Annotated in this window: 23 protein-coding genes; 15 read left to right on the top strand and 8 right to left on the bottom strand. The window is 69.2% G+C overall.

The genetic code is table 11. The features are described 5' to 3' along the window. The 4 genes from C6V83_RS01335 (at position 1) to C6V83_RS01320 (ending at position 4,541) form a co-directional block, all read left to right on the top strand. Positions 1-1,197, top strand: coding sequence for an acyl-CoA dehydrogenase family protein (locus C6V83_RS01335; RefSeq protein ID WP_105940874.1), 1,197 nt, complete (start codon positions 1-3; stop codon positions 1,195-1,197). A 97-nt stretch (positions 1,198-1,294) separates the two neighbouring features. Next, on the top strand, positions 1,295-3,391 hold the full coding sequence (locus C6V83_RS01330; protein ID WP_105940873.1) for a DNA adenine methylase: 2,097 nt from the start codon (positions 1,295-1,297) through the stop codon (positions 3,389-3,391). Between the two features lie 64 nt (positions 3,392-3,455). Continuing rightward, on the top strand, positions 3,456-3,827 hold the full coding sequence (locus C6V83_RS01325; RefSeq protein WP_199832563.1) for a nuclear transport factor 2 family protein: 372 nt from the start codon (positions 3,456-3,458) through the stop codon (positions 3,825-3,827). A gap of 27 nt (positions 3,828-3,854) precedes the next feature. After that, complete coding sequence (locus C6V83_RS01320) at positions 3,855-4,541, top strand: haloacid dehalogenase type II (protein WP_105940871.1); 687 nt, start codon at positions 3,855-3,857, stop codon at positions 4,539-4,541. 153 nt (positions 4,542-4,694) lie between these two features. On the opposite strand, the gene C6V83_RS01315 is transcribed toward C6V83_RS01320, so the two are convergent. After that, the gene (locus C6V83_RS01315) at positions 4,695-5,372 is read right to left on the bottom strand and encodes an SDR family oxidoreductase (RefSeq protein WP_105940870.1); all 678 of its coding nucleotides are present in this window, start codon (positions 5,370-5,372) and stop codon (positions 4,695-4,697) included. 3 nt (positions 5,373-5,375) lie between these two features. Continuing rightward, the gene (locus C6V83_RS01310; protein WP_105940869.1) at positions 5,376-7,085 is read right to left on the bottom strand and encodes a TPM domain-containing protein; all 1,710 of its coding nucleotides are present in this window, start codon (positions 7,083-7,085) and stop codon (positions 5,376-5,378) included. Between the two features lie 63 nt (positions 7,086-7,148). On the opposite strand from C6V83_RS01310, the gene C6V83_RS01305 reads away from it, so the two are divergent. Then, positions 7,149-8,555 carry a phytoene desaturase family protein gene (locus C6V83_RS01305; RefSeq protein WP_105940868.1) on the top strand — a complete coding sequence of 469 codons (1,407 nt, stop codon included), beginning with the start codon at positions 7,149-7,151 and terminating at the stop codon, positions 8,553-8,555. Between the two features lie 590 nt (positions 8,556-9,145). Here the strand turns inward: C6V83_RS01305 and C6V83_RS01300 are convergent. Next, entirely contained in the window at positions 9,146-9,937 is a 792-nt protein-coding gene (locus C6V83_RS01300; protein ID WP_105940867.1) for an LLM class F420-dependent oxidoreductase, read from the bottom strand. A gap of 66 nt (positions 9,938-10,003) precedes the next feature. Here C6V83_RS01300 and C6V83_RS01295 point away from each other — a divergent pair, with 66 nt between their 5' ends. Both C6V83_RS01295 and dinB read left to right on the top strand, forming a co-directional pair. Beyond that, the gene (locus C6V83_RS01295) at positions 10,004-10,618 is read left to right on the top strand and encodes a class I SAM-dependent methyltransferase (protein WP_105940866.1); all 615 of its coding nucleotides are present in this window, start codon (positions 10,004-10,006) and stop codon (positions 10,616-10,618) included. A gap of 123 nt (positions 10,619-10,741) precedes the next feature. Continuing rightward, the gene (gene dinB, locus C6V83_RS01290) at positions 10,742-11,989 is read left to right on the top strand and encodes a DNA polymerase IV (RefSeq protein ID WP_105940865.1); all 1,248 of its coding nucleotides are present in this window, start codon (positions 10,742-10,744) and stop codon (positions 11,987-11,989) included. A gap of 134 nt (positions 11,990-12,123) precedes the next feature. Here the strand turns inward: dinB and C6V83_RS01285 are convergent, their stop codons facing one another. Beyond that, entirely contained in the window at positions 12,124-13,161 is a 1,038-nt protein-coding gene (locus C6V83_RS01285) for a quinone oxidoreductase family protein (RefSeq protein WP_105940864.1), read from the bottom strand. 110 nt (positions 13,162-13,271) lie between these two features. Between C6V83_RS01285 and C6V83_RS01280 the strand changes: the two genes are divergently transcribed. Then, positions 13,272-14,573, top strand: a complete 1,302-nt coding sequence (locus C6V83_RS01280) for a TrpB-like pyridoxal phosphate-dependent enzyme (protein WP_105940863.1) — start codon at positions 13,272-13,274, stop codon at positions 14,571-14,573. On the opposite strand, the gene C6V83_RS01275 is transcribed toward C6V83_RS01280, so the two are convergent. Beyond that, positions 14,543-16,189: a DHA2 family efflux MFS transporter permease subunit gene (locus C6V83_RS01275; RefSeq protein ID WP_105940862.1), complete on the bottom strand. Its 1,647-nt coding sequence runs from the start codon at positions 16,187-16,189 to the stop codon at positions 14,543-14,545. The genes C6V83_RS01280 and C6V83_RS01275 overlap by 31 nt on opposite strands. A gap of 121 nt (positions 16,190-16,310) precedes the next feature. Between C6V83_RS01275 and argG the strand changes: the two genes are divergently transcribed. The 3 genes from argG to C6V83_RS01260 all read left to right on the top strand — a co-directional run bounded on the left by argG (position 16,311) and on the right by C6V83_RS01260 (position 20,102). Then, positions 16,311-17,729 (top strand): argininosuccinate synthase, encoded by a 1,419-nt coding sequence (argG, locus tag C6V83_RS01270; protein WP_105940861.1) that lies wholly within the window; start codon positions 16,311-16,313, stop codon positions 17,727-17,729. A gap of 121 nt (positions 17,730-17,850) precedes the next feature. Next, complete coding sequence (locus C6V83_RS01265) at positions 17,851-19,071, top strand: sensor histidine kinase (protein WP_105940860.1); 1,221 nt, start codon at positions 17,851-17,853, stop codon at positions 19,069-19,071. Then, positions 19,068-20,102, top strand: a complete 1,035-nt coding sequence (locus C6V83_RS01260) for a hypothetical protein (protein WP_105940859.1) — start codon at positions 19,068-19,070, stop codon at positions 20,100-20,102. The genes C6V83_RS01265 and C6V83_RS01260 overlap by 4 nt, the downstream gene beginning before the upstream one ends. Positions 20,103-20,145: 43 nt before the next feature. Here C6V83_RS01260 and C6V83_RS01255 read toward each other — a convergent pair whose 3' ends face one another. Beyond that, positions 20,146-20,871 (bottom strand): MSMEG_1198 family transcriptional regulator, encoded by a 726-nt coding sequence (locus C6V83_RS01255; protein WP_105943631.1) that lies wholly within the window; start codon positions 20,869-20,871, stop codon positions 20,146-20,148. A gap of 173 nt (positions 20,872-21,044) precedes the next feature. Between C6V83_RS01255 and C6V83_RS01250 the strand changes: the two genes are divergently transcribed. Beyond that, positions 21,045-21,650: a helix-turn-helix transcriptional regulator gene (locus C6V83_RS01250; RefSeq protein WP_105940858.1), complete on the top strand. Its 606-nt coding sequence runs from the start codon at positions 21,045-21,047 to the stop codon at positions 21,648-21,650. Between the two features lie 4 nt (positions 21,651-21,654). Here the strand turns inward: C6V83_RS01250 and C6V83_RS01245 are convergent, their stop codons facing one another. Then, entirely contained in the window at positions 21,655-22,842 is a 1,188-nt protein-coding gene (locus C6V83_RS01245; RefSeq protein WP_105940857.1) for a cation:proton antiporter, read from the bottom strand. A gap of 91 nt (positions 22,843-22,933) precedes the next feature. Here C6V83_RS01245 and C6V83_RS01240 point away from each other — a divergent pair, with 91 nt between their 5' ends. After that, on the top strand, positions 22,934-23,947 hold the full coding sequence (locus C6V83_RS01240) for a zinc-binding metallopeptidase family protein (RefSeq protein ID WP_105940856.1): 1,014 nt from the start codon (positions 22,934-22,936) through the stop codon (positions 23,945-23,947). On the opposite strand, the gene C6V83_RS01235 is transcribed toward C6V83_RS01240, so the two are convergent. Next, positions 23,922-24,350, bottom strand: coding sequence for an MDR/zinc-dependent alcohol dehydrogenase-like family protein (locus C6V83_RS01235; protein ID WP_105940855.1), 429 nt, complete (start codon positions 24,348-24,350; stop codon positions 23,922-23,924). The genes C6V83_RS01240 and C6V83_RS01235 overlap by 26 nt on opposite strands. 11 nt (positions 24,351-24,361) lie before the next feature. Here C6V83_RS01235 and C6V83_RS01230 point away from each other — a divergent pair, with 11 nt between their 5' ends. Next, entirely contained in the window at positions 24,362-25,507 is a 1,146-nt protein-coding gene (locus C6V83_RS01230) for a tyrosine-type recombinase/integrase (protein WP_325027368.1), read from the top strand. Then, complete coding sequence (locus C6V83_RS01225) at positions 25,497-25,832, top strand: helix-turn-helix domain-containing protein (protein WP_010157051.1); 336 nt, start codon at positions 25,497-25,499, stop codon at positions 25,830-25,832. Before C6V83_RS01230 ends, C6V83_RS01225 begins: the two co-directional genes overlap by 11 nt. Positions 25,833-25,855: the final 23 nt, after the last annotated feature.

Here is a 25,855-nt window from a genome sequence, read left to right as displayed (position 1 = left end):
ATGGCGATCAACCTCGAGCTTCCGGAGAAGCTGAACTCCACCGTCGAACGTGCCCGGCTGGCGGCCGAGCACCTCTTCCGGCCGATCAGCCGCAAGTACGACGCGGCCGAGCACGAGTACCCGACCGAGCTCGACGAGCTGGGCAAGCTCGCCAAGCAGGCCCGGGCGCAGGAGCGATCGGCCGAATCCGGCACGAGCGATGCCGGTTCCGAAGACACCGTCAACGGCGCCAACCTGCGTTCGGTGCTCAGTGCCCGCGAGCTCGGCTGGGGAGACGTCGGCCTGATGCTCTCGATCCCCGGTCAGGGTCTGGGCAACGCCGCGATCGCGGCGGTCGCCGACGAGGAGCAGCTCGAGCGCTTCGGTGACGTCTGGGCAGCGATGGCCATCACCGAACCCGGCTTCGGCAGCGACTCGGCGGCCGTCACCACCACCGCGGTGCTCGACGGCGACGAGTACGTGATCAACGGCGAGAAGATCTTCGTGACCTGCGGTTCGCGCGCGGACCACGTCGTGGTGTGGGCGACCCTGGACAAGTCGCTCGGCCGCGCCGCGATCAAGAGCTTCGTCGTACCGCTGGATGCGAAAGGCGTGGAGGTCGCCCGCCTGGAGGAGAAGCTCGGCATCAAGGCCTCCGACACCGCCGTCGTCGTGTTCACCGACGTGCGGGTGCCGAAGGAGAACCTGCTCGGCAGCCCGGAGATCGACGTCAAGAAGGCGTTCGGCGGGGTGATGCAGACGTTCGACAACACCCGTCCGGTCGTCGCCGCGATGGCCGTCGGTGTCGGTCGGGCGGCGCTGGAAGAGCTGCGCCGCATGCTCGAGGAGTCCGGCAACCCGGTCGACTACGACCGGCCCGCCGCGTCCCAGCACGCGTCCGTCGCCGAGTTCATCCGGCTCGAATCCGACTGGGAGGCGTCCTGGCTGCACACGCTCCGGGCGGCCTGGATGGCCGACAACTCCGAACCGAACTCGCTCGAGGCGTCGATGAGCAAGGCCAAGGCCGGCCGCACCGTCACCGACGTGACCAACAAGGCCGTCGAGATCGGGGCGACGCAGGCCTACGGTGAGACCGAGCTGCTGGAGAAGTGGGCTCGGGACTCGAAGATCCTGGACATCTTCGAGGGCACCCAGCAGATCCAGCAGCTGATCATCGCTCGACGCGTGCTGGGCAAGTCGAGCACTGACTTGAAGTGACGTCTTCTGCACGCTGATCCCCGGGCGGCAGTCGGGGCTGGTGCGGCGGTGATACCGTTCCTGCAGACTCAGATGCAGGAATGGAAAGACGCAGGTCGTGAAGACTTTTCAACTCCGGAACCGCCGCTACCTGGGGTCCAAGCGCGCGGTACTGCCGGTGATCGGTGAGGTGATCGCCGCGCTGCCCGAACCGCCGCAGACCGCCGCGGATCTGTTCGCCGGAACCGGGGTGGTCGGGGAGTCGCTCGCCCGGGCGGGGCTGGCCGTCACGTTCAACGATCTGCTCTCGTCCAACACCACCGTCTATCGCGCGTTCTTCGGACCGGGGGAGCTGCGGGGCGACCGGCTCGCCGAGTTCGTCGGCCGGATCAACGACGTCGACCCCGCGTCGCTGCCCGCCGACTACTTCTCACAGACCTTCGGCGGAACGTACTTCAGTGACGCCAACTCGCGGCTGATCGGTCACTACCGGGAGCGGATCGAGCGCTGGCACGCCGACGGCGCGATCAACGAGCGCGAACGCGCTGCCCTGATCGCGAGCCTGCTGTACGGAATGGACCGTGCGGCGGCGACGGTCGGGCACTACGACGCGTTCCGCGAGGGTGCCGCGACCGACGCGCGTCTGGTGTTCGGGCTGCCGGAGACCGAGGTCTTCAAGCAGACGCACCGGATCACCCGCGCGGATGCGAACAACCTGGTCCGGCAGCATCGGTGGGATCTGGTCTACATCGATCCTCCCTACAACTCCCGTCAGTACGGGGATCTGTATCACGTGCTCGACAACGTCACCGACTGGAAGCAGGGGCCGGTGCGGTTCAAGGCGCGCAAGATGGATCGGCGCCACCTCAAGAGCGACTACTGCACAGTGCAGGCGGTGGCGGCGTTCAGCGATCTGATCGCCGCGCTGGACACGTCGACGATCGTCATGTCGTACAACGACACCGGTGCGCGCGGCAACGCGCGCTCGGCAGCACGTCTCACCGACGACGACATCCTGTCGGCCATGCGCCGCCGCGGCCGGGTGGAGGTGGTCGATGTCCCGCATCGAGAGTTCACCACGGGCAAGTCGGGGATCGGCGACATCGTCGAGCGGCTCTTCGTCTGTCACGTCGGCGACGGCGCGGTCGTTTCGTTCAACGATGCCGGGTTGGTTTCGTCACGGGCTCGTACCTCGCCCGGCTCAACCAGCGATCTGAACTCCACCGGCGGGTCTAGTTCGCTGGTTGAGCCCGGCGCGAACGGAGTGAGTGCCGGTGTCGAAACCATCACGCCCCCGCTCGTCCGCAGCCCGCTGAATTACACGGGTAACAAGAAGCGCCTGGTGGGGGACATCGTCCCGCTGCTGCCGGTGCAGAGTGAGCGGCACCGGCGCTTCGTCGACGTCTTCGGCGGCTCGATGACGGTGGGCATGAACGCCGGCTACGGGGATGTGGTGTTCAACGACGTTCAGGTCGACGTCGTCGGTCTGGGGGAGATGTTTCGGGACACGGCCTACGCGGACGTCGTCGCCGGGGTCGAGTCCGTCGTCGCCGAGTACGGTCTCTCGGACAGCCGTGCGCACGGGTACGGCGTCTACGGCACGAACTCGTCGAGCGGACTCGGTCAGGTGAACAAGGAGTCATATCTGCGCCTGCGTGCGGACTTCAACCGGATGGACCCGGCCGACCCGAGGCGCCCGGCGGTGTTCTTCACCTTGGTGGTGTTCGGGTTCAACAACCAGATCCGCTACAACCGCAGCGGCGAGTTCAACATGCCGGTCGGCAAGCGCGACTTCAACAGCCGGGTCCGAAAGAACCTGTACGACACCGTGACTCGGATGCACCGGCTGCACCCGGAACTGTGGACCCTCGATTTCCGGGACGTCTTCGGCAAGCTGGAGACCACGGACTTGGCCTACTGCGATCCGCCGTACCTCCTGGGCACCGCGCCGTACAACGAGCAGAACGCGTGGACGTCCGACGATGAGACGGCCCTGCTCGACGAGCTGGCCGGTTTCGCCGACCGCGGCGGCACCTTCGGACTGTCGAATGTGTTGTCCCACAAGGGTTCCGAGCACGGTCAACTCGCCCAGTGGGCGGCAGAGCACGGGTTCGTGGTGCATCCACTGGACTACAGCTATGCCAACGCGTCGTATCAGCGGAAGCGCCGAGACGCCTCCCGCGAGGTGCTGATCACCAACTGGAAAGCGGACTGACCCTCCGGCCGGTGCTGCTATCGTCGAAGAACTAGAACGTGTTCTAATGCGATCAGGAGTGCTCATGGGTGCACAACAGCAAGTGGAAGCCGTCGACGCCTACATCGACCTGCTCTCGAACGGGACCGCCGAGCAGATCGTCGGCCTCTACGCCGACGGCGCCACGGTGGAGGATCCGATCGGCGCGCCGATCCGCCGGACCCGTGAGGAACTGATTGAGTTCTACTCGATCATCACCAACCTCGACTCGCGCGAGGCCACGCTCAAGTGGGCCAAGGTCGCCGGCGACACGGCGGTCTTCGAGTTCACGCTCGTCACCGGCACCGCGGGCATGTCGTTCGAGATCACCCCCATCGACATCATGGTGTTCGACGACGCCGGCAAGATCGTGTCCATGCGTGCGGTCTGGGAGCAGTCGGACCTGAAGCAGCTCTGAGACGCGCGTCCTGGGACACTGGCGGGCGTGGAATACGACGCCTACATCTTCGACGTCCAGGGCACGATTCTCGACTTCTACGGACCGGTCGCCCGTGCGCTCGACGCCGAGTTCACCGCCCGCGGTGTCGTCGTGCCGGTCGGCGACGTCGTACGGGCGTGGCGTCAGGACTACTTCGAGCGGGTCGCGGCGCTCGACCAGACCGTCGACCGTTGGCACCCGGTGCAGCGCGTCTACCAGGACGGCCTGTCCGATGTGTCTGAGACGTACGACGTCGAGATCGAACCGGCTCGCCGCGCCGGGCTCGCCGCCAGTTGGCAGCAACTGGAGCCGTGGCCGGACGTGCGCGATGGTCTGCGCCGCCTTCGTGAGCGAGCGCTGACCGCGACGCTCTCGAACACCGACATGGCCACCATGGTGCGGCTCTTCAAGGAGCTGCGGATCGACTGGGACGCGGTGCTCACGGCGGAGGTGTTCGGCGCCTTCAAACCCGCGCCTGCCCTCTACGAGCGAACGTGCCGGTACCTCGGGGTGGAACCCGGACGAGCCGCGATGGTGGCCTCCCATCCGTACGATCTGCGCGCGGCCAAGGCCGTCGGTCTGAACACGATCTTCGTGTACCGGCCGTTCGAGTTCGGCAGCGTGGAGTTCGCCGTCGACGATGTCGACGGCGAGTTCGATCATCGGATCACCGACCTCCGCCAGATTCCGTGACCCGCGGCATCGAGCACCGCTGCCCCTGCCGGTACGCGTGAGAGGTGTGAGGCGCGTTCGGATCTTGTACGACACCGGTTCCTACGACACCGGTGGGGGAGTATTGCCCTCGGCGGACGCCAGGAGGCCGGTGTCGTCGCCGGACGTGGGCCGTCAGCCGCGCGGACGGAGGGTGAGGTCGGTGGGATGCGCATCGGAGGGGGCAGCGATCGCCTGCGCGACGGCGAGAGCGACGGTCTCCGGCCGGAGGAAGCGGGAGGCGTCGTAGTCGCGGCCTTCGATCGCGACGATGCCGCGCTGCATGTCCGTGTCGACCCGTCCCGGGTAGACGGAGGTGACCCGTAGTTCCGGCTCCTCGGCGCGCAGGCCGTCGGCGAGCGCCCGGAGCGCGAACTTGCTTGCGGCATAAGGAGTCCAAGAGGCCCGAACGTTCTGCCCGGCACCGGAGTTCAGGAACACGACGTGCCCGCCCCGCGCGCGCAGGGCGGGTAGCAGGAGCCGGGTGAGCTCGGCTGCGGCGATCACGTTGACGTCCATCAGACGTCTCCACTCGGCCGGCGTGGTCTCGGCGACCGGGTGTAGAGAACTTGCGATTCCGGCGCAGTGCACCAGGGCGTCGAGTTCGATGATCTCTCCTACCGCTGTGGCCAGTGTGCCGCCGCTGTCGGTGAGATCGACGGTCACGGTTCGTGCGCCGCCGAGTTCGGCGGCCACGACCTCGAGCCGGGCGGCGTCACGTCCGGCGAGGATCAGGTCGTGCGTCGGTGCGAGCGCTCGTGCTACCTGTGCGCCGATCCCGCGACTGGCCCCGGTGATGAGCGCGGTGGGCATCGCTCAGCGCCGCCCGCCGGTGCCGATACGACCGGACGTGTCCGAGCCGCCGAAGGACCCGGGCGTCCGGCCGCCGCTGCTGTAGCCGCCGTTGCCGAGATCGACGGGGACGTCGGCGGTGGTGGGCACGACGGCGTCGACCAGGACCCCGGTCAAGACAGGAGTACCGTCGTCGCCGCTGCTCTCCAGCCACGCGGCGACGTCTCGCCGGCCGAGCAAGAGCGCTTCGTCGGCGAGCGCGGCGGACAGTTCCGCGGCGCCCGCACCCCTCCCGCCGCGATCTGGATGGGCCTCGTGAAGCAGGCGTTCGGCCTCGGACAGGAAGGTTCGTGCGCGGGTGCCGACGGCGCCGCGCCGGGTGTCGATGAAACTCTCCGCCGCGGCCACCTCGGCGGTGGCCCGCGCGAGCGGATCCGGGTCTTGAGCCAGGAGCACCAGGTTCTGCGAGGCGTCGGTCAGCGCGTCCAGCAGTTTGGCCGCGGTGTCCAGCGCAGACTCGGCCGAGCGGATCGCCGCGACCGTCGGCAGTCGCTTGTCGGCCTGGTCGGCGACGGCTTCGCGGCCCTGCGCGATGCTGTCGTCGGCGAAGCTGATCAGGTCGCTGGCCAGGGTGAGGTTGCCGCCGACCGATTCGACGATGGGGCCGCCGAAGTTCTCGGCCAGATAGGCCTCCTGACCGGAACTCTCGGTGCGGCGCTCGGCAAGGGCGGCGGAGCGCTCGGCGAGCCGGTCGAGACGAGCGGCGGCGTCGGGGACCAGATCGCGCAGGGCGTCGAAGGCGGCGGTCTGCGCGTCGAGCGCGCGGTCGGCGTCCGAGCAGATGCTGATGATCTGCACCAGCCGATCCCGCTGCTCCTCGTGTCCTGCGCCGCCCCGATCGACGTCGTGCCGCAGCGCGAAGGCGGTGGCCACGGCGCTCTCGGCGGTGGTGAGGGCCGCGCGGAAGGCGGCGACGCGGTCGGCGCCGAACTCCTCTTCGGCGAGGATCAGCTCGTCGGCGCTGACCGAGACCGCGTTGTCGGTGCTGGTCAGCCGTTCGGTCGCCCACGGATCGAGGGCCGTGATCGGGAGCTGCGTCAGTTGGTCCACGGTGAGCGGGTCGTCGCCGTTGGGACTGTCGTCGGTGACGTCGGCGTTGGTGCTCCGGCGAGAGAAGAAGACGATCAGACCGGCGATCGTCGCGATGACGACGAGGCCGCCGACGATCGCGTACAGCGCTCGCCGGGATTCGACCCCGGCGAGCCGGTTCGAGGCGTCCAGGGCGGCGTCGGACCACTCGCCGTCACGGACGGCGGGTTCGACGGTCGCACGGGCGATCTCGTTGAGCCGGCTCTCGGGGAGGTCGTCGATGGTGTCCGCGCTGCCGAAGTAGTAGGCGCGGTCCGTCACCGAGACCGCGAGCAGCACGTCCCGGTAACTCAGTTCGCTCAACTGCTGGGTCTGCCGGCCCCATTCCTCGGGCGTCATGCCGTCGAAATCGCGGACGTAGATCACCCAGAGCTGGAGGTTCTCGCGCGCGGCGAGGTCGTCGACCGCGTCCACGATCTCGGACTCCTGCGCGGCGGTCAGGACGTCGGCGACGTCGACGACCTGGGCGGGCATCTGCGCGGGCGCCTCCGCCCGGGCGGAGGCGGGAAGCAGGAGGCAGGCCAGCAGGGCGAACACGAGACTCAGAGCAGGCAGCGCGATCACGCGTCGTCGAGCACGGGGCATGAGTCCAATCTAGCCGTTCGGCAGGACACCCGGCGGCGCGATCTGTGCGACATTGGACCCACGATGAGGTACGACGATGTGGTGATCGGTGCCGGTCCCAACGGCTTGACGGCGGCGGCGCTGCTCGCTCGCGCGGGACGGCGCGTACTGGTGCTCGAGTCCGGGCCGACGGTCGGCGGCGGTGCGCGCACCGACGAGGCGTTCGGTACGGGGATCCGGCGGGACGTGTGCTCGGCGGTGCACCCGACCGGGCTGGCGTCGCCGGCGTTCGCCGATCTCGCGCTCTCCGGACACGGGCTGGAGTGGGTGGTGCCTCGGTACTCGCTGATGCACGGCTTCGCGCCGGACCGGGCGCTCGGATTGGCACGGGATCGGCGAGAGCGCGAGGCCGAACTCGGGCGCTCGTGGGAGCGCGCCGTCGGATGGGCGGGCCGAGCTCCGGGTCTGGTCGCCGACGTCTTCGAGTTGCCGCGCCCTCCGCGGCGTCCACTCTCGACGGCACGGTTCGCCGCGTCGGCCGGTCTACCGGTCGCCGCTTTCACTCGCGCAGCGTTCCGGGACGACGTCGTCCGAACCGTGTTCGCCGCGATCGCCGCTCATGGCGCGAGGCCGTCGTCGGCTCCGGCGTCGACGGCGGCCGGGCTGTTGCTCGCCGCGCTGGGCGAGCCGGGCTGGCCGGTGGCTCGAGGCGGGTCGCAGTCGATCAGCGATGCGCTCGCCGCAGTGGTCGTCGGGCACGGCGGCACAATCGAGACCGGTTGTGCGATCACCGATTCCGCGCAACTGCCCGCGCCGGCGCGGTGGTTCTTCGACACTTCGCCCCGAACGTTCGTCGAGATCATGGGGGAGCGGCTGCCGGCCCGCTATCGGCGAAGACTGGAACGATTCCGGTACGGACCCGGTACCTGCAAGGTCGACTTTCGGCTCAGCGAGCCGATTCCGTGGGCGGATCCGCGTTTCTCGGAGACTGCGACGTTTCATCTGGCCGCGGATTCGCGCCAGGTGGCCGTCGCCGAGTCGGATGCCTCTGCCGGGCGAATCCCGTTGCGGCCGTGGGTGCTCGGTGGTGAGCCGACCAGGATCGATTCTTCTCGCGCGCCCTCCGGGACGCACCTGGCGTGGGCGTACTGCCATGTCCCGGCGCGGTGCGACGTGGACGTCTCCGAGTCGATCATCGCCGAGATTGAGCGGTGCGCACCGGGCTTCCGGGACGTGATCGTCGGCCGGATCGTCACCACGGGCGCGGCTCAGGAGCGCTACAACGCGAACTTCGTCGGAGGCGACATCGGTTGTGGTGCAACCACTTTACGGCAGCTGCTGGCTCGTCCGGTGCCGTCGCCGAATCCCCAGGTCACCCCGGTGCCGGGGGTCTACCTCTGCTCGGCGGCGACTGCACCGGGTGGGGGAGTGCACGGCATGAGCGGCTATCGCGCGGCCCGGCACGCGCTGGCCGCTCCAGCAGCTCCTTGAGCTTGTCGCTCAGCCCCTTGAGCTTGTCGCTCAGCCCCTTGAGCTTGTCGCTCAGCCCCTTGAGCCTGTCGAAAGGCTGCTCGAGTGGTTCGTTTCGACACGCCGGGCCCTGGCGGGCCCGTCGGCTCAACGAGCGAGGGGACGCCCAGCTCCTTGAGCTTGTCGCTCAGCCCCTTGAGCTTGTCGAAAGGCTGTGTGGGTGGTGCGTTTCGACACGCCGGGCCCTGGCGGGCCTGTCGGCTCAACGAGCGAGGGGACGCCCAGCTCCTTGAGCTTGTCGCTCAGCCCCTTGAGCTTGTCGAAAGGCTGTTTGGGTGGTGCGTTTCGACACGCCGGGCCCTGGCGGGCCCGTCGGCTCAACGAGCGAGGGGACGCCCAGCTCCTTGAGCTTGTCGCTCAGCCCCTTGAGCTTGTCGAAAGGCTGTTTGGGTGGTGCGTTTCGACACGCCGGGCCCTGGCGGGCCCGTCGGCTCAACGAGCAAGGGCGCCCAGCTCCTTGAGCTTGTCGACCAGCCCCTTGAGCTTGTCGAGAGGTTTCATCGAGCGAGGGGACGCCCAGCTCCTTGAGCTTGTCGAAAGGTTCATCGAGCTCAGCGGTTCCGGTCGCGCCACTCGCAGAGCAGTTTCGCGGCGGAGAGGTCGTAGTCCGGACCGCCGGTCGCGACGGTCAGCAGGGAGACGCCTTCGGCGGTGATCGCGTCGGCGAAGCCGAGGGTCTTGGCGACGTCGCCGTCGTACCTGATCTCGGCGGACCGTTCGATCGTGGACGGGTCCCGGCCGAGGTCCGCGCAGTAGCCGTCGAGCAGAACGCTCTTCTCGCGGTAGGTGTCGACGCTGACGAAGGAGTGCCAGATGCTCGCGTACTCGGCGACCAACGGCAGAGTCTTTTTGGGTCCGCCGCCGCCGATCATGATCGGGATGTCGCGCACCGGCACGGGATTCAGCTCGGACACGCGTGCGGTGATGCGCGGTAGAGACTCGCCGAGCGCGTCTAGCCGCGAACCCTTGGTGCCGAAGGAGTACCCGTACTCGTCGTAGTCGCGCTCGAACCAGCCGCTGCCGATGCCGAGGATCAGCCGGCCGCCGCTGATGTGGTCGACGGTGCGCGCCATGTCGGCGAGCAGGTCGGGATTGCGATACGAGTTGCAGGTGACGAGCGGCCCGAATTCCACGCGCTCGGTCTGCTCGGCCCACGCGCCGAGCATCGTCCAGCATTCGAAGTGCGCGCCCTCGGGGTCGCCGTACAGCGGGTAGAAGTGGTCCCAGTTGAAGATCACGTCGACGCCGAGGTCTTCCGCGCGCACGACCGCATCGCGGAGGAGACCGTAGTCGGGTGCGTGCTGAGGCTGGAGCTGTACGCCGATGCGAGTGCGGAAGGCCATGGCTCCAGTGTGCCGGACGGCGCGCGCGGGAGCGCTCGACCGTGCGAGTTCGATACCCTCGCGGGTATGAGTCATGATCACGGGCATCCGCCGAACTCGGCGGCCGAGTGGGATGAGCGGTACGGCAGTGCCGACCGGCTGTGGACCGCCCAGGCGAATCCGGCGCTGGTGCGCGAGGTTGCCGGGCTGCCGGCGGGGCGCGCACTGGACGTGGGGAGCGGAGAAGGCGCCGACGCGCGCTGGCTCGCCGATCAGGGCTGGACCGTCGTCGCCGTCGACATCTCGCAGGTCGCTCTGGAGCGCGCTGCGAAGATGGATTCACGTGAAACCATCTCCTGGGTGCGGGCGGACCTCGCCGTCGACGACGTGCCCGGAGAAGCGTTCGATCTGGTGGCGCTGCACTACTTTCCGGTGCCCATCGAGCGCGAGGACGTCATCGCCAAGCTGGTCGATGCCCTCGCGCCCGGCGGCACGCTGCTCGTCGTCGCTCATGATCCGCAGGGGATCCGGGCGCACGGTCACGACCCCGACGCCTACTTCCAGCCCGTGGACGTGGCGCAGCGATTCGCGGACCGGATCGAGGTCCAGCGCTTGGAGACCGTCGAACGCGGCCGTCCCGCCGGCGGTGCGTCCGGACAGCGCCACATGAACGACGTCGTGCTGAAGGCCCGGCGCCGCTGAATCGGGGCCAGTCGATGTTGAGGGCTTCGCTGAACGCCCAGCGCTGCTGAAGCCTGGGAGGCGACGACTGTGCCTCGTTTTGCCGGGCGTCCACGTGTCGGACGGTGGTGAGACCATCCGGGTATGCGGATCGAGCGAGTGGAGCGGAGTCAGGCGTCGATTCTGCACGCCGACCTCGACTCGTTCTACGCGTCCGTGGAGCAGCGCGACGACCCGGCGCTCCGCGGCCGACCGGTCCTCGTCGGCGGTGGTGTGGTGCTCGCAGCCAGTTACGAGGCCAAGGCCTGTGGGGTCCACACCCCGATGCCCGGGCGCGAGGCTCGCGCACTGTGCGACGCTCGGCTGGGCCGGGGGAGGGCGGTCACCGTGCCGCCGCGGTTTGCGGCGTACGTCGAGGCGAGCCGCGCGGTGTTCGACGTCTTCCACGACACCACCCCGATCGTCGAGGGAATCTCCGTCGACGAGGCCTTCCTGGACGTCGGTGGCCTGCGGAAGATCAGCGGCAGTCCGCTGGAGATCGGCGCGCGACTCCGCGAGCGAGTGCGCTGCGACGTGGGTCTGCCGATCACCGTCGGCGTCGCACGGACCAAGTTCCTCGCCAAGGTCGCCAGCGGCGCGGGTAAGCCCGACGGGCTGCTCGAAGTGCCGCCCGATGCAGAGCTCGCCTTTCTGCATCCGCTGCCGGTCCGCAAGCTCTGGGGCGTCGGCGTGAAGACCGAACAGCGCCTCGCCGAAGCGGGCGTGCACACGGTCGGCGAGATGGCCGCGCTCGGCGAATCAGGCCTGTCCGCCCTCCTCGGCCGGAGCGGCGGTCGGCATTTGTACGCACTGGCGATGGCGCGTGACCCGCGCCGGGTCGAGACCGGACGGCGCCGCACGTCGATCGGGGCCCAACGGGCGCTGGGGAGGCGGATCACAGACGAGGGAGACGTGGAGACCACGCTGATCGCGATCGTCGACGGACTCGGCAAACGACTCCGCGGCGCCGACCGGTTGTGCCGCACCGTTGTGCTGCGGCTGCGGTTCGACGACTACGAGCGGGCGACGCGGTCGCGCTCGTTCTCCGAGCCCACCGACTCGACCGCCGCGATCCTCGCATCGGCACGCGGACTGTTCGACGAGGCGCGCCCGCTGATCCGTGACCGCGGGTGCACGCTGATCGGCCTTTCACTGGCCAACCTCGTCCGGCAGGGCGCGCTGCAGCTCGCCCTCCCCTTCGACGAGGAGACCGGCGAGGTGGGTGTGAATCACGCCGCTGATCTGGACCTGGCGATCGACGACCTCAAGAACCGCTTCGGCCGTGACGCGGTGACTCGTGGCCGGCTCGTCGGACGCCACCACGGCGACGACGCACCCATGCTGCCGGACTGACGGGTTCGGTTCCGGCAGTCGGGTTCTATTCCTGCCGCCGGATTGTTGCGGCAGCCGGAAATGAATTCGGCAGCCGGAACGGAACCCGACCGCGCCGAGCGGCGGGGAGATGAGTTGCGGAGCAGGCCCGCCGATCAGGGGAGCAGCACGACCTTTCCGTGGGCGCCGCCCGACGCGACCAGATCCAGGGCCTCGCGTGCCCGGGTCAATGGGAAGGTCTGTGCGACGGGAACTTCCAGTTCGCCGTCGGCCAGGAGTGAGACCAGTTCGGCGCGCACTGAGTCGCGGTACGCGGCGCTGGCGGGGTCGGCGCCGGACAGCGCGGTGAAGCCGTGTTCGCGCGCGGCGGCGGGCGCCGCGACCGTGAGGATGCGGCTCCGGTCGGCGACGAGTCCGAGACTCGCGGCGACGGCCGCGTCGGTGCCCGCGGTATCGAGCGCGGCCACCACGCCGCCGGGCGCCGCGGCACGGATGCGGTCGGCGAGCGCAGAACCGTCGAGGATCGGGCCGTCGCGCAGCTCACCGTCGTGCAGCGCGCCGTCGTCGAGCATCCGCCCGGGCCGTCCTAGCCGCCCGCCGTCGGTCGTAGTGCCGCCCTCGTCCCGGTACGGCACCGGGATGCCGCCGAAACGCCGCACCTCCTGGAGGCGACTCGGGGCGCAGGTGCCGACCACGCGGACGCCGCGCAGGCGTGCGAGTTGGAGCAGCGCGACCCCGACCGCGCCGGAGGTCCCGTGCACCAGCACCGTCTCGCCCGGGCGGGCGCCCGACCGGTCCAGCAGTTCGGCGGCGGTGCACCCGGCCAGCAGCAGGCCGGCCGCCGCGCGCTCGTCGACGTGATCGGGGAGAGCGAAGGCGTCCGTCGCCGGAACGGTGAGTGCTTCGGCATAGCCGCCGCGCACCCGGAAGGCGACGACGCGGTCACCGATCGCCCAGCGCGACCCGGGACCGGCCGCCGTGACCGTGCCGGCGATCTCGTAGCCGAGGGGCATCGGGAGCAGCGCCGGATCGGACGCGCGCAACACGTGCTTGAGGTCGGCCGGGTTCACACCGGCCGCGACAATCCGGACGGTGATCTCGCCCGGACCCGGAGTCGGCACTTCGCGGGCCTCGAGGACCAGATCCGCGAGGCCGCCGAACCCATGAGCGGTCCAGGATGAGGCGGTGGTCATGGGCTCCAGTGTGCCGATCGGGCGACCGGCACGCGAGAACAGGGCCTCTCGAACGGTCTCGGCGACAGACGCGTCGCGCCGGACCCGCGCCGACCACTACAGTGACCCGCATGACGAGCAATGTGGACGCCACCAACCCCGATCTCGTGACGATCGACGTTCCCACGCACTGGTACAACCTGGCCGCCGAGCTCGACGAGCCGGTCCCGCCGCACCTGCACCCCGGCACCAAGGAGCCGGTCGGCCCCGACGACCTCGCCGCGCTGTTCCCGGCCGGGCTGATCGCACAGGAGGTGACGAGCGAGGCATACGTCGAGATCCCCGAGCCCGTCCGTGAGATCTACAAGATGTGGCGGCCCTCGCCGCTGCTGCGCGCCCGCAACTTCGAGAAGGCGCTCAACACCAAGGCGCGCATCTACGTGAAGTACGAGGGTGTGAGCCCGGTCGGCAGCCACAAGACGAATTCGGCTGTGGCGCAGGCGTACTACAACAGCATCGACGGGGTGAAGAAGCTCACCACCGAGACCGGCGCCGGGCAGTGGGGCAGCGCCCTCGCCTTCGCCGGCGCTCAGTTCGGGATCGACGTCGAGGTGTGGCAGGTCCGCGCGTCGTACGATTCCAAGCCGTACCGCGGGTACCTCATCCGCACCTACGGCGGCACGCTGCATCCGAGCCCGTCGGACCTCACCGAATCGGGCCGGGCGATGCTCGCCAAGGACCCGAACACCACCGGCAGCCTCGGCATGGCCGTCAGCGAGGCAGTGGAGGTCGCGGCGCGCAGCGACGACACCCGCTACGCCCTCGGCAGCGTGCTCAATCACGTGGTCCTGCACCAGAGCGTGATCGGACAGGAGGCCGTCGACCAGCTGTATGCCGTGGAGCCCGGCGGCGCGGACGTCGTCTTCGGTTGTGCCGGTGGCGGTTCCAACCTCGCAGGACTCTCGTTCCCGTTCCTCCGGGAGAAGATCCACGGCCGCAGCGACCCGCGGATCGTCGCCGCCGAACCGGCAGCGTGCCCGTCGATCACTCGAGGCGAGTACCGGTACGACCACGGCGACGTCGCCGGGCTCACCCCGCTGCTCAAGATGCACACCCTCGGCATGGACTTCGTTCCGGACCCGATCCACGCCGGCGGGCTGCGCTACCACGGCATGGCGCCCGCGCTCAGTCACACGGTCGAGCTCGGACTGGTCCAGGGCGTCGCGATCGATCAGCACGACGCATTCAGCGCAGGTGTGCAGTTCGCGCGGACGCAGGGCATCGTTCCGGCGCCGGAGTCGACGCACGCGATCGCCGCGTGCGCGGCGCACGTCGCGAACAGCGACACCGAGCAGGTCGTCGTGATCGGCCTGTCCGGCCACGGCCAGCTCGACCTCCCGGCCTACGCGGCGTTCCTCGACGGCGGCTTCTGATCGGCGGGCGTCGCGGTCCGTCGGGCCGCGACCCACACCGCCGCGGCCGCCAGGAGCCCGAGAACCAGGAACACGGAGGTGGCGAACATCGCCCACCGCGTCGCCTGAGTGAAGGCGTCGGAAAGCGCGAACACCACCCCGGCGTCGCCTCCGTGTTCGCGCAGCCCGGAGATCACCCCGCCCGCCGAGCTGCGGGTGGCGTCGGCGAACTCGACGGCGGGCCCGGTCAGCCGACCGAGGAAGTGCGCCAGGCCGATCGAGAGCACCGAACCCATGATCGCCGAGCCGAAGGCGGAGCCGATCTGCCGGACGGTGCTTTGCGTCGCCGAGCCCTGCCCCGAGGCGGCGACCGGGATGTCGCGCAGGACCGTGCTGGTCAGCTGGGCTGAGGCGAAACCGAGCCCGACGCCGTAGATCAGCAGGACGCCGCCGATGGACCAGCCCGACGAACCCGGATGAATGGTGAACGCGAGGGTGAGCACCCCGATCACTTCCAGTGCGACCCCCACCAGGACCGTCCCGGCCGCGCCGATGAGCGCTGCGAGGTGGCGCGCCAGCGCGCCCGAGACGAACGCGCCGGCGGCCATCGCGGCCAGCACGAATCCGGCGCCCATGGTGCCCAGCCCGACAGCGTTGATCAGGTACAGCGGCAGGACGAAGATGAGGCCGAACTCTCCGACGGCGATCATCATCGCGGCGACGTTGCCCCAGCTGAAGGTCGGAGTGAAGAAGAGATTCAAGTCGAGGAGGGCCGAACGGCGAACCCGGGCGCGGTGCCGCTCCCAGACGAGGAACGTGGTCAGCGCCACGGCGGACACCAGCAGGGCCACCGGCACGATCGACACCGGCATGTCGCGCGACCATGTCCAGCCGAAGAGGTGAAGATCGCTGATCGGCTTCCACCAGCCGAGCGTGTTCGCCTCGATCACCGCGAAGACGAGTGAGCCGAATCCGACGACGCTCAGCAGCAGGCCGTCGACGTCGAAGCCGCGCCGGGTACTCGGCGACTTGGTCTCCGGCACGACGATCAGCGCCGCGATCACCAGGACGGCACCCACGGGAACGTTGACGCCGAAGATCCACTGCCACGAGAACGTGCTGGTCAGCCAGCCGCCGAGCAGTGGCCCGAGGGCCGCGGCGCCGGAGATCACCGCACCCCACACACCGAACGCGGCGGCCCGATCCTTGCCCCGGAAGGTGTCGCTCACCGTCGACAGGGTCGACGGCAGGATGCATGCGCCGCCGAAGCCCTGGAGCACGCGGGCACTGATCAGCGTGCCGGCGTCGGACGCGGTCGCCGCCCAGATGCTGCCTCCGACGAACAGCAGGATGCCGACGATGAACAGTTTGCGGCGACCGAACCGATCACCGAGGGCTGCGCAGGTGAGCAGCAGCGCAGCCAGGATCACCGAGTAGAGGGAGTTGACCCATTGCGCATCCGTCAGGTCCAGATGCAGGTCGTCGATGATGGTCGGCAGCGAGACGGCCACGATCGTGCCGTCCATGACGATCATCGCCAGGCCCACGGACAGTACGCCCAGGGCCCACCAGCGGCGCGGCCCGGGCTGCTCGGGAGACGGTGGCGGGGCGGTGGAGGCAGGCGTGGAAGCGGTCATGACCGCCGATCCTAGGGACTTGCAGGCGTTTGGCCATCCATCGAAAGTGGGAGATCCCGGGGCGGGATGGGCCCCGGGGAGCGATTCGCTCCCCGGGGCGGGTACGCCTTAACCTGGTCGCATGTCGAAAGTCCTGAGTTCGCTGCCCATCGGTGAGCGTGTCGGTATCGCCTTCTCCGGCGGACTGGACACCTCCGTCGCCGTCGCTTGGATGCGGGAGAAGGGCGCGGTTCCGTGCACCTACACTGCCAACCTCGGTCAGTACGACGAGCCGGACATCGATTCGGTGCCCGGCCGCGCCCTGCAGTACGGCGCTGAGCTCTCGCGTCTGGTCGACTGCCGTGCGGCGCTGGTCGAGGAGGGCATCGCGGCCCTGCAGTGCGGCGCCTTCCACATCCGCACCGCCGGCAAGGCCTACTTCAACACCACGCCGCTGGGCCGTGTCGTCACCGGCATGCTGCTGGTGCGGGCGATGAAGGAGGACGGCGTCAACATCTGGGGCGACGGCTCCACCTACAAGGGCAACGACATCGAGCGGTTCTACCGCTACGGCCTGATGGCGAACCCGAACCTGCAGATCTACAAGCCGTGGCTCGACGCGGACTTCGTCGAGGAACTCGGCGGCCGCACCGAGATGAGCGAATGGCTGCTGGCGCGCGACCTGCCGTACCGCGACTCGGCGGAGAAGGCGTACTCGACCGACGCCAACATCTGGGGCGCCACCCACGAGGCCAAGGTGCTCGAGCATCTGGACCAGGGCCTGGACATCGTCGAACCGATCATGGGCGTGGCCGCCTGGCGCGAGGACGTCGACGTGCCGACCGAGGAGGTGACGCTCACCTTCGAACAGGGCCGACCGGTCGCCATCAACGGCGAGCGCTTCGACAGCGCCGTCGACCTGGTGATGAAGGCGAACGAGATCGGCGGTCGTCACGGATTGGGCGTCTCCGATCAGATCGAGAACCGGATCATCGAGGCCAAGTCGCGCGGCATCTACGAGGCGCCGGGCATGGCGCTGCTGCACATCGGTTACGAGCGCCTGGTGAACGCGATTCACAACGAGGACACCGTCGCCAACTACCACAACGAAGGCCGACGACTCGGCCGCCTGATGTACGAGGGCCGCTGGATGGACAGCCAGGCCCTGATGCTGCGCGAGGCCCTGGTCCGCTGGGTCGCTTCGGCGATCACGGGCGAGGTGACCGTCCGCCTGCGCCGCGGCGACGACTACCAGTTCCTGAACACCACGGGCCCGTCGCTCAGCTACCACCCGGACAAGCTGTCGATGGAGCGGGTCGGCGACTCGGCCTTCGGTCCGAAGGACCGCATCGGTCAGCTGACCATGCGAAACCTGGACATCGCCGACTCGCGCGCCCGCCTGGAGCAGTACGCGGAGCTGGGCATCGTGGGCGGTGCGACCGCGGATCTGGTCGGGGAGCTCTCCGAAGGCGGTGCCGCGGCGATCGCCGGCGGCGAGGGTCCCGAAGACGACGCCGAGGTGGCGCTGGATCGCGCCGCGATGGAGTTCGGCGTCGACTGATGCCGCCGGACGCCCCGGCACGCGAAGGCGTCGTCCGGGCTGTCGGCTGAACGTACGACAACGAGCCTGCGACCCCCGGGACGGTGCATCACCGCCCGGGGGTTCGTGCTGAACTAGGAGCATGCGGGGAGGGGATACCGGAAGCACCGACGACGGCGATGCACTGCGCGACGATGCCAACTTCGAGCGGATCCTCCGCATGTTCGCGCGCTTCGCCTCGGTCGGCTACGTGGCCTACCTGGTTCTTCTGCTGCCGGAGATCGCCCGTCTGGAGCCGCTCATGGCGTCGTGGTGGACGCCGGTCATGGTCGGCGCGGTGTTCGTGCCGGGATTCCTCCTCGGCGCGGTGAGCTTTCTGCGCGACACCCGCCTGACCCGGGTGTTCGCCGCGGTCGCCGCTATGACGTTCATGATCGCCACCCTGAGCTGGCGCACCGCCTGGGACGGGACGCCCATGTCCGGCGACCAGGGCGTGTGGCTGGCCGCGTTCCCGGGGCTCGCGGCCATTGCCGCGGTGGTGGCGTGGCGGGCGTGGCCGGCGTTCGCGTACATGGTGGTGGCGTGCGTCAGCGTGCAGCTGGTCAACTTCGTCGTCCGGGGCAGCCGCGACGCCTACCTTCTGCTCCCGGACATCCTGTTCGCGATCATGTTCTGCAGCCTCTTCGTCGGCGGCTCGATCATGGCCCTGCGGACCGGGCGGCTCCTGGATGAGTCGACCGAAGAGGCGCACGCCACGGCGGCGGCCACGGCCGCGCAGCGTGCGAGGGCGGTCGAACGTGAACGGTTCGACGGACTGACCCACGACAGCGTCATGTCGACGCTCCTGATCGCGGCCCGCGGCGGTTCCTCCGAAACGGTGCGGCAGCTCGCTGCCGGGACCCTGGCCGAACTCGACGACATCCGCAACGGCGACGACTCCGACCGGCCGTTCGATCTGCGCCAGGCGGTGGTCCATCTGCGAGTGGCGGCGACCGAGGCCGATCCCGGAGCCGCCTTCGAGTTCGTCGATCAGAGCGAGGGCCGACTCGATGCCGGGGACGGCATCCCCGCCGACGTCGTACGGTCTCTCGGCGCGGCGCAGGCCGAAGCGCTGCGCAACTGCGTGCGGCACGCCGGTGACGACGCCTACCGGGAGGTGGTGGTGATCGCCCGCCCCGACGGGCTGCGGGTCCAGGTGAGCGATGACGGCGCCGGCTTCGACCCCGGTGCGGTTCCGGCGCAGCGACTGGGCATCACGGTGAGCATCCGGCGACGGATGGCGCGGGTTCCCGGCGGCTGGGCGCAGGTCTCCTCCAAGCCCGGGCACGGAACGTCGGTTCGACTAGGCTGGGATCGCTCGTGAGCACGCAGCCGATCGTCGGCGATGTCCGCGAACTCCTCGGTCTGCGAACTCCTGCCGCCCGCCTGCTGGTCGGCTGGTTCGTGCTCACCTACCTGGTGGTGTTCGCCGTGACCCCGCCGGCGGACCCGGCGGCGACGGCGGTCGAGGCCCTCGCCTGGCTGCTGGTGAGCGCGGCGGCGTACACGTTCATCCGGGCGCCGGGTGATCCGTTGCCGCTGCGCTGGACATGGTTGATCGCCGTCGCGGGACCGATCGCGTCGACGCTGGTGCTGGCGGTGATCCCGTACCCGATCGACACCTTCTTGCAGACCTGGCCGTTGTCGGCGACCGCGGCGCTCTCGGCATACCTGGCGGTGCGCGGCCGCGTCTGGTGGGGGTGGGCGTCGACGAGCAGCGCGGTCGGGGCGTGCATCGGCTGGGCCGTGCTGAGCGGCCAGGGCGCCGGATACGGCGCACAGATCTCACTCATCAACTTCGCACCGCTGATCATGGCGAGCTTCTTTGTGCTGACCATCCGCCCGGCCGCACGGGAGATCTTCGAATTGCGGCGTCGAGCCACCGAGGCGGCGGCTGCCGGTGCGGCGCAGGCGGCGGTCCTGGAGGAGCGCGACCGGCAACTGGCGCGCCTCGACGAACGCGCCCGTCCGATGCTGGAACGGCTCACCGACGAGACTCCGGTGGCCGCGCGGGATCGTCTGCAGTGCGCGCTCGTCGAAGCCCAGCTGCGGGATTCACTCAGAGCTCCGATCCTCGACGTACCCGCGGTGGCCGACGCGGCCGGCGAGGCCAGGACGCGTGGCGTGGACGTGGTGCTGCTCGACGATCACGGTCTCGACGGTGCGCCCCGCGAAGTGCGCGAGAGGATCGTGGACGCGGTGGTCACGGCGATCGAAGACATGCCCGAGGGAGTGCTCACCGTACGGGTGCTGCCACCGGGCCGCGACGTCGCCATGACGATCGTCCGAACGGTGGACCAGCCGGTGCGTTCAGAGTTCAACAGCGACGGCCGGTTGGTCACGACGGTCGGTTGACAGCCGAACGCGGTAGTCGAGCGATCAGGTCGTCGGGGCCGGTTCAGAGGACGTCGGAGTGGCCGTTGCGGCGGCACCAGCTGGTCAGATACCGGGCGTGGAGACCACACCAGCGATAGATCACGCCCTGGGTCAGCGGCAGGCGGTCGTCGTGCTCGCCGCGTGCGGTGATCATCGGCCCCAGATAGTGGCTGGTGACCTTGTTCGCGGTGCTGGGCGACACCTTGGCAACCGTGGCCAGCGAGGCGTTGTCGGCGGCCCGTCCGGCGGCGATGGCCCCGGCCATTCGGGCGGCGGTCTGGCCGCGGCGGTCGTCGAACAGCTCGTACAGCGGGGTCCGCTTCGGCGTCGGGCCCGGCGGAGGGGGAAGGCGACGGCCCAGGGCCGCGAGCCGCAGGCCGTCCATGATCGCCTGGAGCCCGGCGGCCTTGGGGATCACGCCGAAGACCTCCGGGCGCAGGCGCGCCTCCTCCAGGTGATCGGCCTCCATGCTGTGTCCCTGGGTCGCGAGCAGGACCGGCGCCGCGCGCTCGGCCTGGCGGAGACGGTCGATCACGTCGAGGCCGTCGAAGCGCCACTCCAGCGCGGGATCGTTCCAGATGAGATCGGCGGCGACGACGTCGTAGCGGACGGTGCCGGAGATCATCGAGGTGAGCTCGTCGTCGGTGGTCGCCACGGAGACGGTCACATCGTCGAACGCGTTCTGCAGGGGCGCCGAGATCACCCGCCCGAGGGGCGAGGCGATGAGGATGCGGAGTCCGGCGGCCATGCACAGAGGGTAGGCCCGGCCGGCGTCGAATGTGTAATCGCGCATGACGGACTCGTGAACGGCGAGAGATTCACCTGGAATCCGGACCAGACTGCCCGAACGCATGCTGATCGACGCTGCGCAATCCTCCACACTGGGGATGTTCGCCGGGAGAGCGGCGCGAAGGAGGAAACATGCAGGTCGACAGGGTAGTCGGCATCGTCGTCGAGCATGATCTGATCGATCGTGCTCTGCTCGAGACGGTGCGCACGTTCGGATACGACGCGGTGCTCTGCGACGTCGAACTCCCCGCCGGACGGGCGCCGCTCCCCGCGGTGCTGGTGGTCCGCAGCCGTGATCGGCTGACGTGGCTCAGCGACGCGGCCCGGTCCGAGCTGACCGCGGTGATCGCCGTGGAGACCCCCGGGACCTCGTTCGCGCCGGCCCCGGGCATGGACGTGGTGCCGGCCACCGACGAGGCGCCTAAGCATCTGAAGGCGCACCTCGAGTACCGGCTCGGCGCGCCGCGACGGACGTCCGCTCAGCCGCTGAGCCGTCGCGAGCTCGCGGTGCTGACGACCTATGTGCTCGGCGCAACGGTGCAGGAGACCGCCGCCCAGCACTTCGTCGCGACGTCGACGGTGCGCACACACTACCGGCGGGTGGCGAGCAAGTACGCGGATGCGGGAAGGCCCGTGGGGAACAAAGCGCAGCTGCTGCTGCAGATGGTCGCCGACGGCTGGATACAGCTGCCGGACGGCTTCGGGGAGGTGGAACGGCGCGGCGCGGGCGCGGCCTGAGGGGTCAGGCCGCGGGAATGTCGTCGGCGGAGTCGCGGGCGCGCAGCGCGGTCGCGACGACCGGAAACAGCAGGACCGAGAGCAGTCCGCCGCCGACCAGGACAGCGGCCGTGGTCGGGGAGAGGTAGCCCGCGGAGACACCGGCCGAGGTGGCGACGATGATGATGGGAAGTCCCGTCGCGCCCATCACGCCCACGGCCAGCCGTTCGCGACGGCCGGTCCCGGACGGCGCCGCGAGCATCGACGGAACGCCGCGCACCAGCAGGAGCAGCACGGTCACCGCGGGCACGGCCGCGAACGTCCACGGTTGAGCGAGCAGTGCCTGCAGATCGAAGTCGACGCCGGTCGTGATGAAGAAGATCGGCACCAGGAAGCCGAAGGCGAGACCCTCGATCTTGCTCTCGACTTGTTCCTGCGTCTTGGGTGAGGCGTCGGAGATCAGAAGCTTCCAGACGATGCCTGCGGTGAAGGCGCCCAGCAGGATGTCGACCTTCAGCGCCAGGCTCAGCGCGACCAGCGCCGACAGGATCAGCATCACCAGACGGACCGCGAACTGTCCCGAGGTGTGCATGGTGGACTCGACGAAGCGGTGCAGCCAGGGGTACGAGGTCCGTCCCGCCTGCCACACGGCCAGCACCGCGACCACGGCGAAGGCGATCAGCACGAGAATCGCCTGCAGCGTCGACCGTTCCGACAGCACCACCGAGATCGCGATGATCGGGCCGAACTCGCCGACCGCTCCGACTGCGCCCACCGTCCGCCCGAACGGCGTGGTGAACTCACCGGCGTCGCGGAGTACCGGGATCAGCGTGCCCAGTGCCGTCGACGAGAGCGCGATGCCGATGATCACCGCACCCAGACCCGGAGCGATCACCCAGCCCAACGCCGTGCCCACGCCGAAGCTGATCAGCCATCCGCCCCACGCGCGGGCCCCGCTGCGGCCACGCAGCGCCGCCGCGTTGATCTCGGTGCCTGCCATGAAGAAGAGCATCGCCACACCGAAGTGCGACAGCATCTCCAGCAACTCGGAGGGCTGTACCAGATTCAGCACGGCCGGGCCGATCGCGATGCCCAGGAGCAACTCGAAGACGATGCCCGGGAACGTGACCCAGCGCGCGAGCGCGCGGGCGATCAGCGGCGCCAGCACCGCCAGCAGCGGTACCAGCACCAGGGTCGTCGTGGTTGTGCTCACGAGTGGAGAGTCTAGGAGGTGGCGAGCTCAGGAGGGTGGCGAGCGGCCGCCTCGCCCGGCGGACTGACCGCCGGCGTGTCAATGTGGGGAGATGAAGACCTACCGCTGCCGCCGGTGCGGTGCCGCCCTGTACTTCGAGAACTCGGTCTGCGTCTCGTGCGGCACGCCGCTGGGCTACTCGCGCGCCGAGTCCGCGATCGTGCCGGTCGACGACGCCGGAGCGTACCGCGACGAGGACGGCGCGCGATGGTTCGTCTGCGCCAACCTGAACCTGTCCGGGTGCACGTGGCTGACGGCGACGGCCGGTGGCCAGTGCTTCGCGTGCAGCCTCACGCGGACCCGGCCGTCCGACGACGATGCGACCGGCCTGGCCCAACTGCTCGACGCCGAGCGCGCCAAACGACACCTCGTCGCCGAACTCGACGCGCTCGGCTTCCCGGTCGTCGGCAAGCACGACGATCCGGCGAACGGCCTCGCGTTCGACCTCCTGTCGAGCGTCGACGAGCAGGTGCTGATCGCGCACGCCGACGGACTCGTCACCATCGACCTGGCCGAGAGCGACGACGCCCACCGGGAAAAGGTCCGCGATCAGCTCGACGAGCCGTACCGCACCGTGCTCGGGCACCTGCGGCACGAGGTGGGGCACTACTACGAATGGCAGCTGGTGGAGCAGCGCGGCGGTGCGGTGCTCGACCGTGCGCGGGAACTCTTCGGCGACGAGACGGTGTCGTATCAGGACAGCGTGCAGCGGCACTACGACTCGGGCCCGCCCGAGGGCTGGCGGGATCGCTACATCTCGTCGTACGCCACGATGCACCCGTACGAGGACTTCGCCGAGACCTGGGCGCACTACCTGCACATCTGCGACACCGTGGAGACCGTCGTCGAGTACGGCCTGCTCCCTGTTTCAGAGGTGAAGCGGCAGAGCAGTTTTCGCGACGTCGTGACGCAAGTGTGGATGCCGTTGTCGACCACCCTGAACATGGTGAACCGCTCGATGGGGGCCGGCGATCTGTACCCCTTCGTGATCCCGGGCGCGGTGCTCGAGAAGCTGGAGTTCGTCGCCGGGTTGCGTCCGATCAGTTCGGCGACCGTTCCGGCATGACGACGACGAGGCTGCCGCGGGACCGGTCGGCACGCAGGTCGTCGAGCGCTCGGCCGACGTCGCCGAACTCGTAGCGGGTGGTGTGCGGGGCGAGCTTCAGGCGGTGCGCCAGGCGGAGGAACTCGTCGCCGTCGGCGCGCGTGTTGGCGGTGACGCTGCGCAGGTCGCGCTCGCCGAAGAGCAGGTCGTCGTAGCTGAACTCCGGGATGGGCGACATGTGAATGCCGGCGCTGACGACGGTGCCGCCGCGCGCCGTCGCGGCCAGCGCCGTCGTCATGATCGCACCGATCGGAGCGAAGACGATCGCGCTGTCGAGCGGCTCGGGCGGGACGTCGTCGGCGCCACCGACGAACTCCAGGCCGAGCTCACGTGCGAGACGCTGGTTGCGCTCGCCGCGGGTCATCGCGAAAACTCGTGCACCGCCTGCAATTGTTGCATCTAATGCAAGATTTTGGGAGCGCTCCAGCTGCACTTCGACTGGTCACCTCGGCGTCGAACGTCGCTTTGACGAACCCGGAGCAGCAGGTCTTCGACGCGATGATGGACGGCTGGCGGAATCAGCAGCTGTCGCGAGGGCTCCGTGAGCAGACCATCCAGAACCGCACGGCGACGGTGGCCCGCTTCCGGGATTTCGTGGACAAGCCGCCGTGGAGGTGGACGGTCGCGGACGTTGACGAGTTCACGAGAGAAGCCACCGATCGCACTCTGACGCTGTCCACCCTGCGTCACCACCATGGCGCAATCCGTGGGTTCTGCGACTACCTGACGAATCCGTTGTACGACTGGATGGAGATCTGCGATCGGGAGTTCGGCGAGATCCCGTCGCAGGTGTGCTTGCCGTGGAACACGGTCGCGCATCGGTTTGAGTTCGAGGGCGATGGAAAGCGCCGGCCGTTCACCTACGACGAGGTGGAGGACCTGTTCGACACCGCTGACGCCCGGGTCGAGCTGCTCGTGAGCTCGGGACGAAAAGGCGCGCTCGGGGCGCTTCGGGACGCGCAGCTGCTGAAGACGGTCTACGCGTTCGGGCTGCGCCGCACCGAGGCTGTGATGCTCGACACCGTCGACCTGCACCACAACGCCAAGATGCGCCAATGGGGACGTTACGGTGCGATCCACGTGCGCTGGGCGAAGGCGGCGGGAGGCGGCGCTCCTCGTCGTCGCACGGTGCTGCTGGTGCCGGAGTTCGACTGGTGGGTGCCGGGCATGCAGCAGTGGCTCGAGCAGGCCCGGGAGCGGTTTGCGCCCGGTGACGACCTCGACGCGCTCTGGGTGACCGAGCGACGCACCCGCCTGTCCGCCGGCTACCTCGACCGGAGGTTCGCGGAACTGCGCGACGAGGCCGGCCTGTCGAAGGATCTGACGCTGCATAGCCTCCGTCATTCCTACGTCACGCACCTGCTCGAGTTCGGCTACGCCGAGCGATTCGTGCAGGAGCAGGTCGGGCACATGCACGCGTCGACGACGTCGATCTACGCCTCCGTCAGCTCGGACTATAAGAACCGGGTGCTCGCAGAGGCGTTGAAGGCCCTCATCGAAGGAGAAGCGGATGACCGTTGAACTTGAGACCGGATGGAACCTGCGCAGCGTGATGGCGTCACGCGGCATCTTCCAGACCTCCAAGCTGAAACCTCTGCTTGAGGAGCGCGGCATCGACCTCTCCCGCGAGCAGGTCTATCGGCTGGTGACGCAACCGCCGCAACGGGTGCGTCTCGACGTCCTCGCCGCGCTCTGCGACTCGCTGGAGTGCTCCCTTGACGATCTTGTGACAATCACCCGCCGCGAGGCCGCGGCCCCGATCGCCGTGGGCGAAGAAGCGACGCGCGGGTCGATCGGCGATCTCAGGCCCGTTCGCGCCACCATCCGCCGTCCACGCACCAAGTAGACCATCGTGGGCCAAACCGCCGC

The organism is Gordonia iterans (genome assembly GCF_002993285.1).
In the GTDB taxonomy this organism is placed as follows: Bacteria; Actinomycetota; Actinomycetes; order Mycobacteriales; family Mycobacteriaceae; genus Gordonia; species Gordonia iterans.
This window is presented reverse-complemented; position numbering and strand designations above follow the sequence as displayed.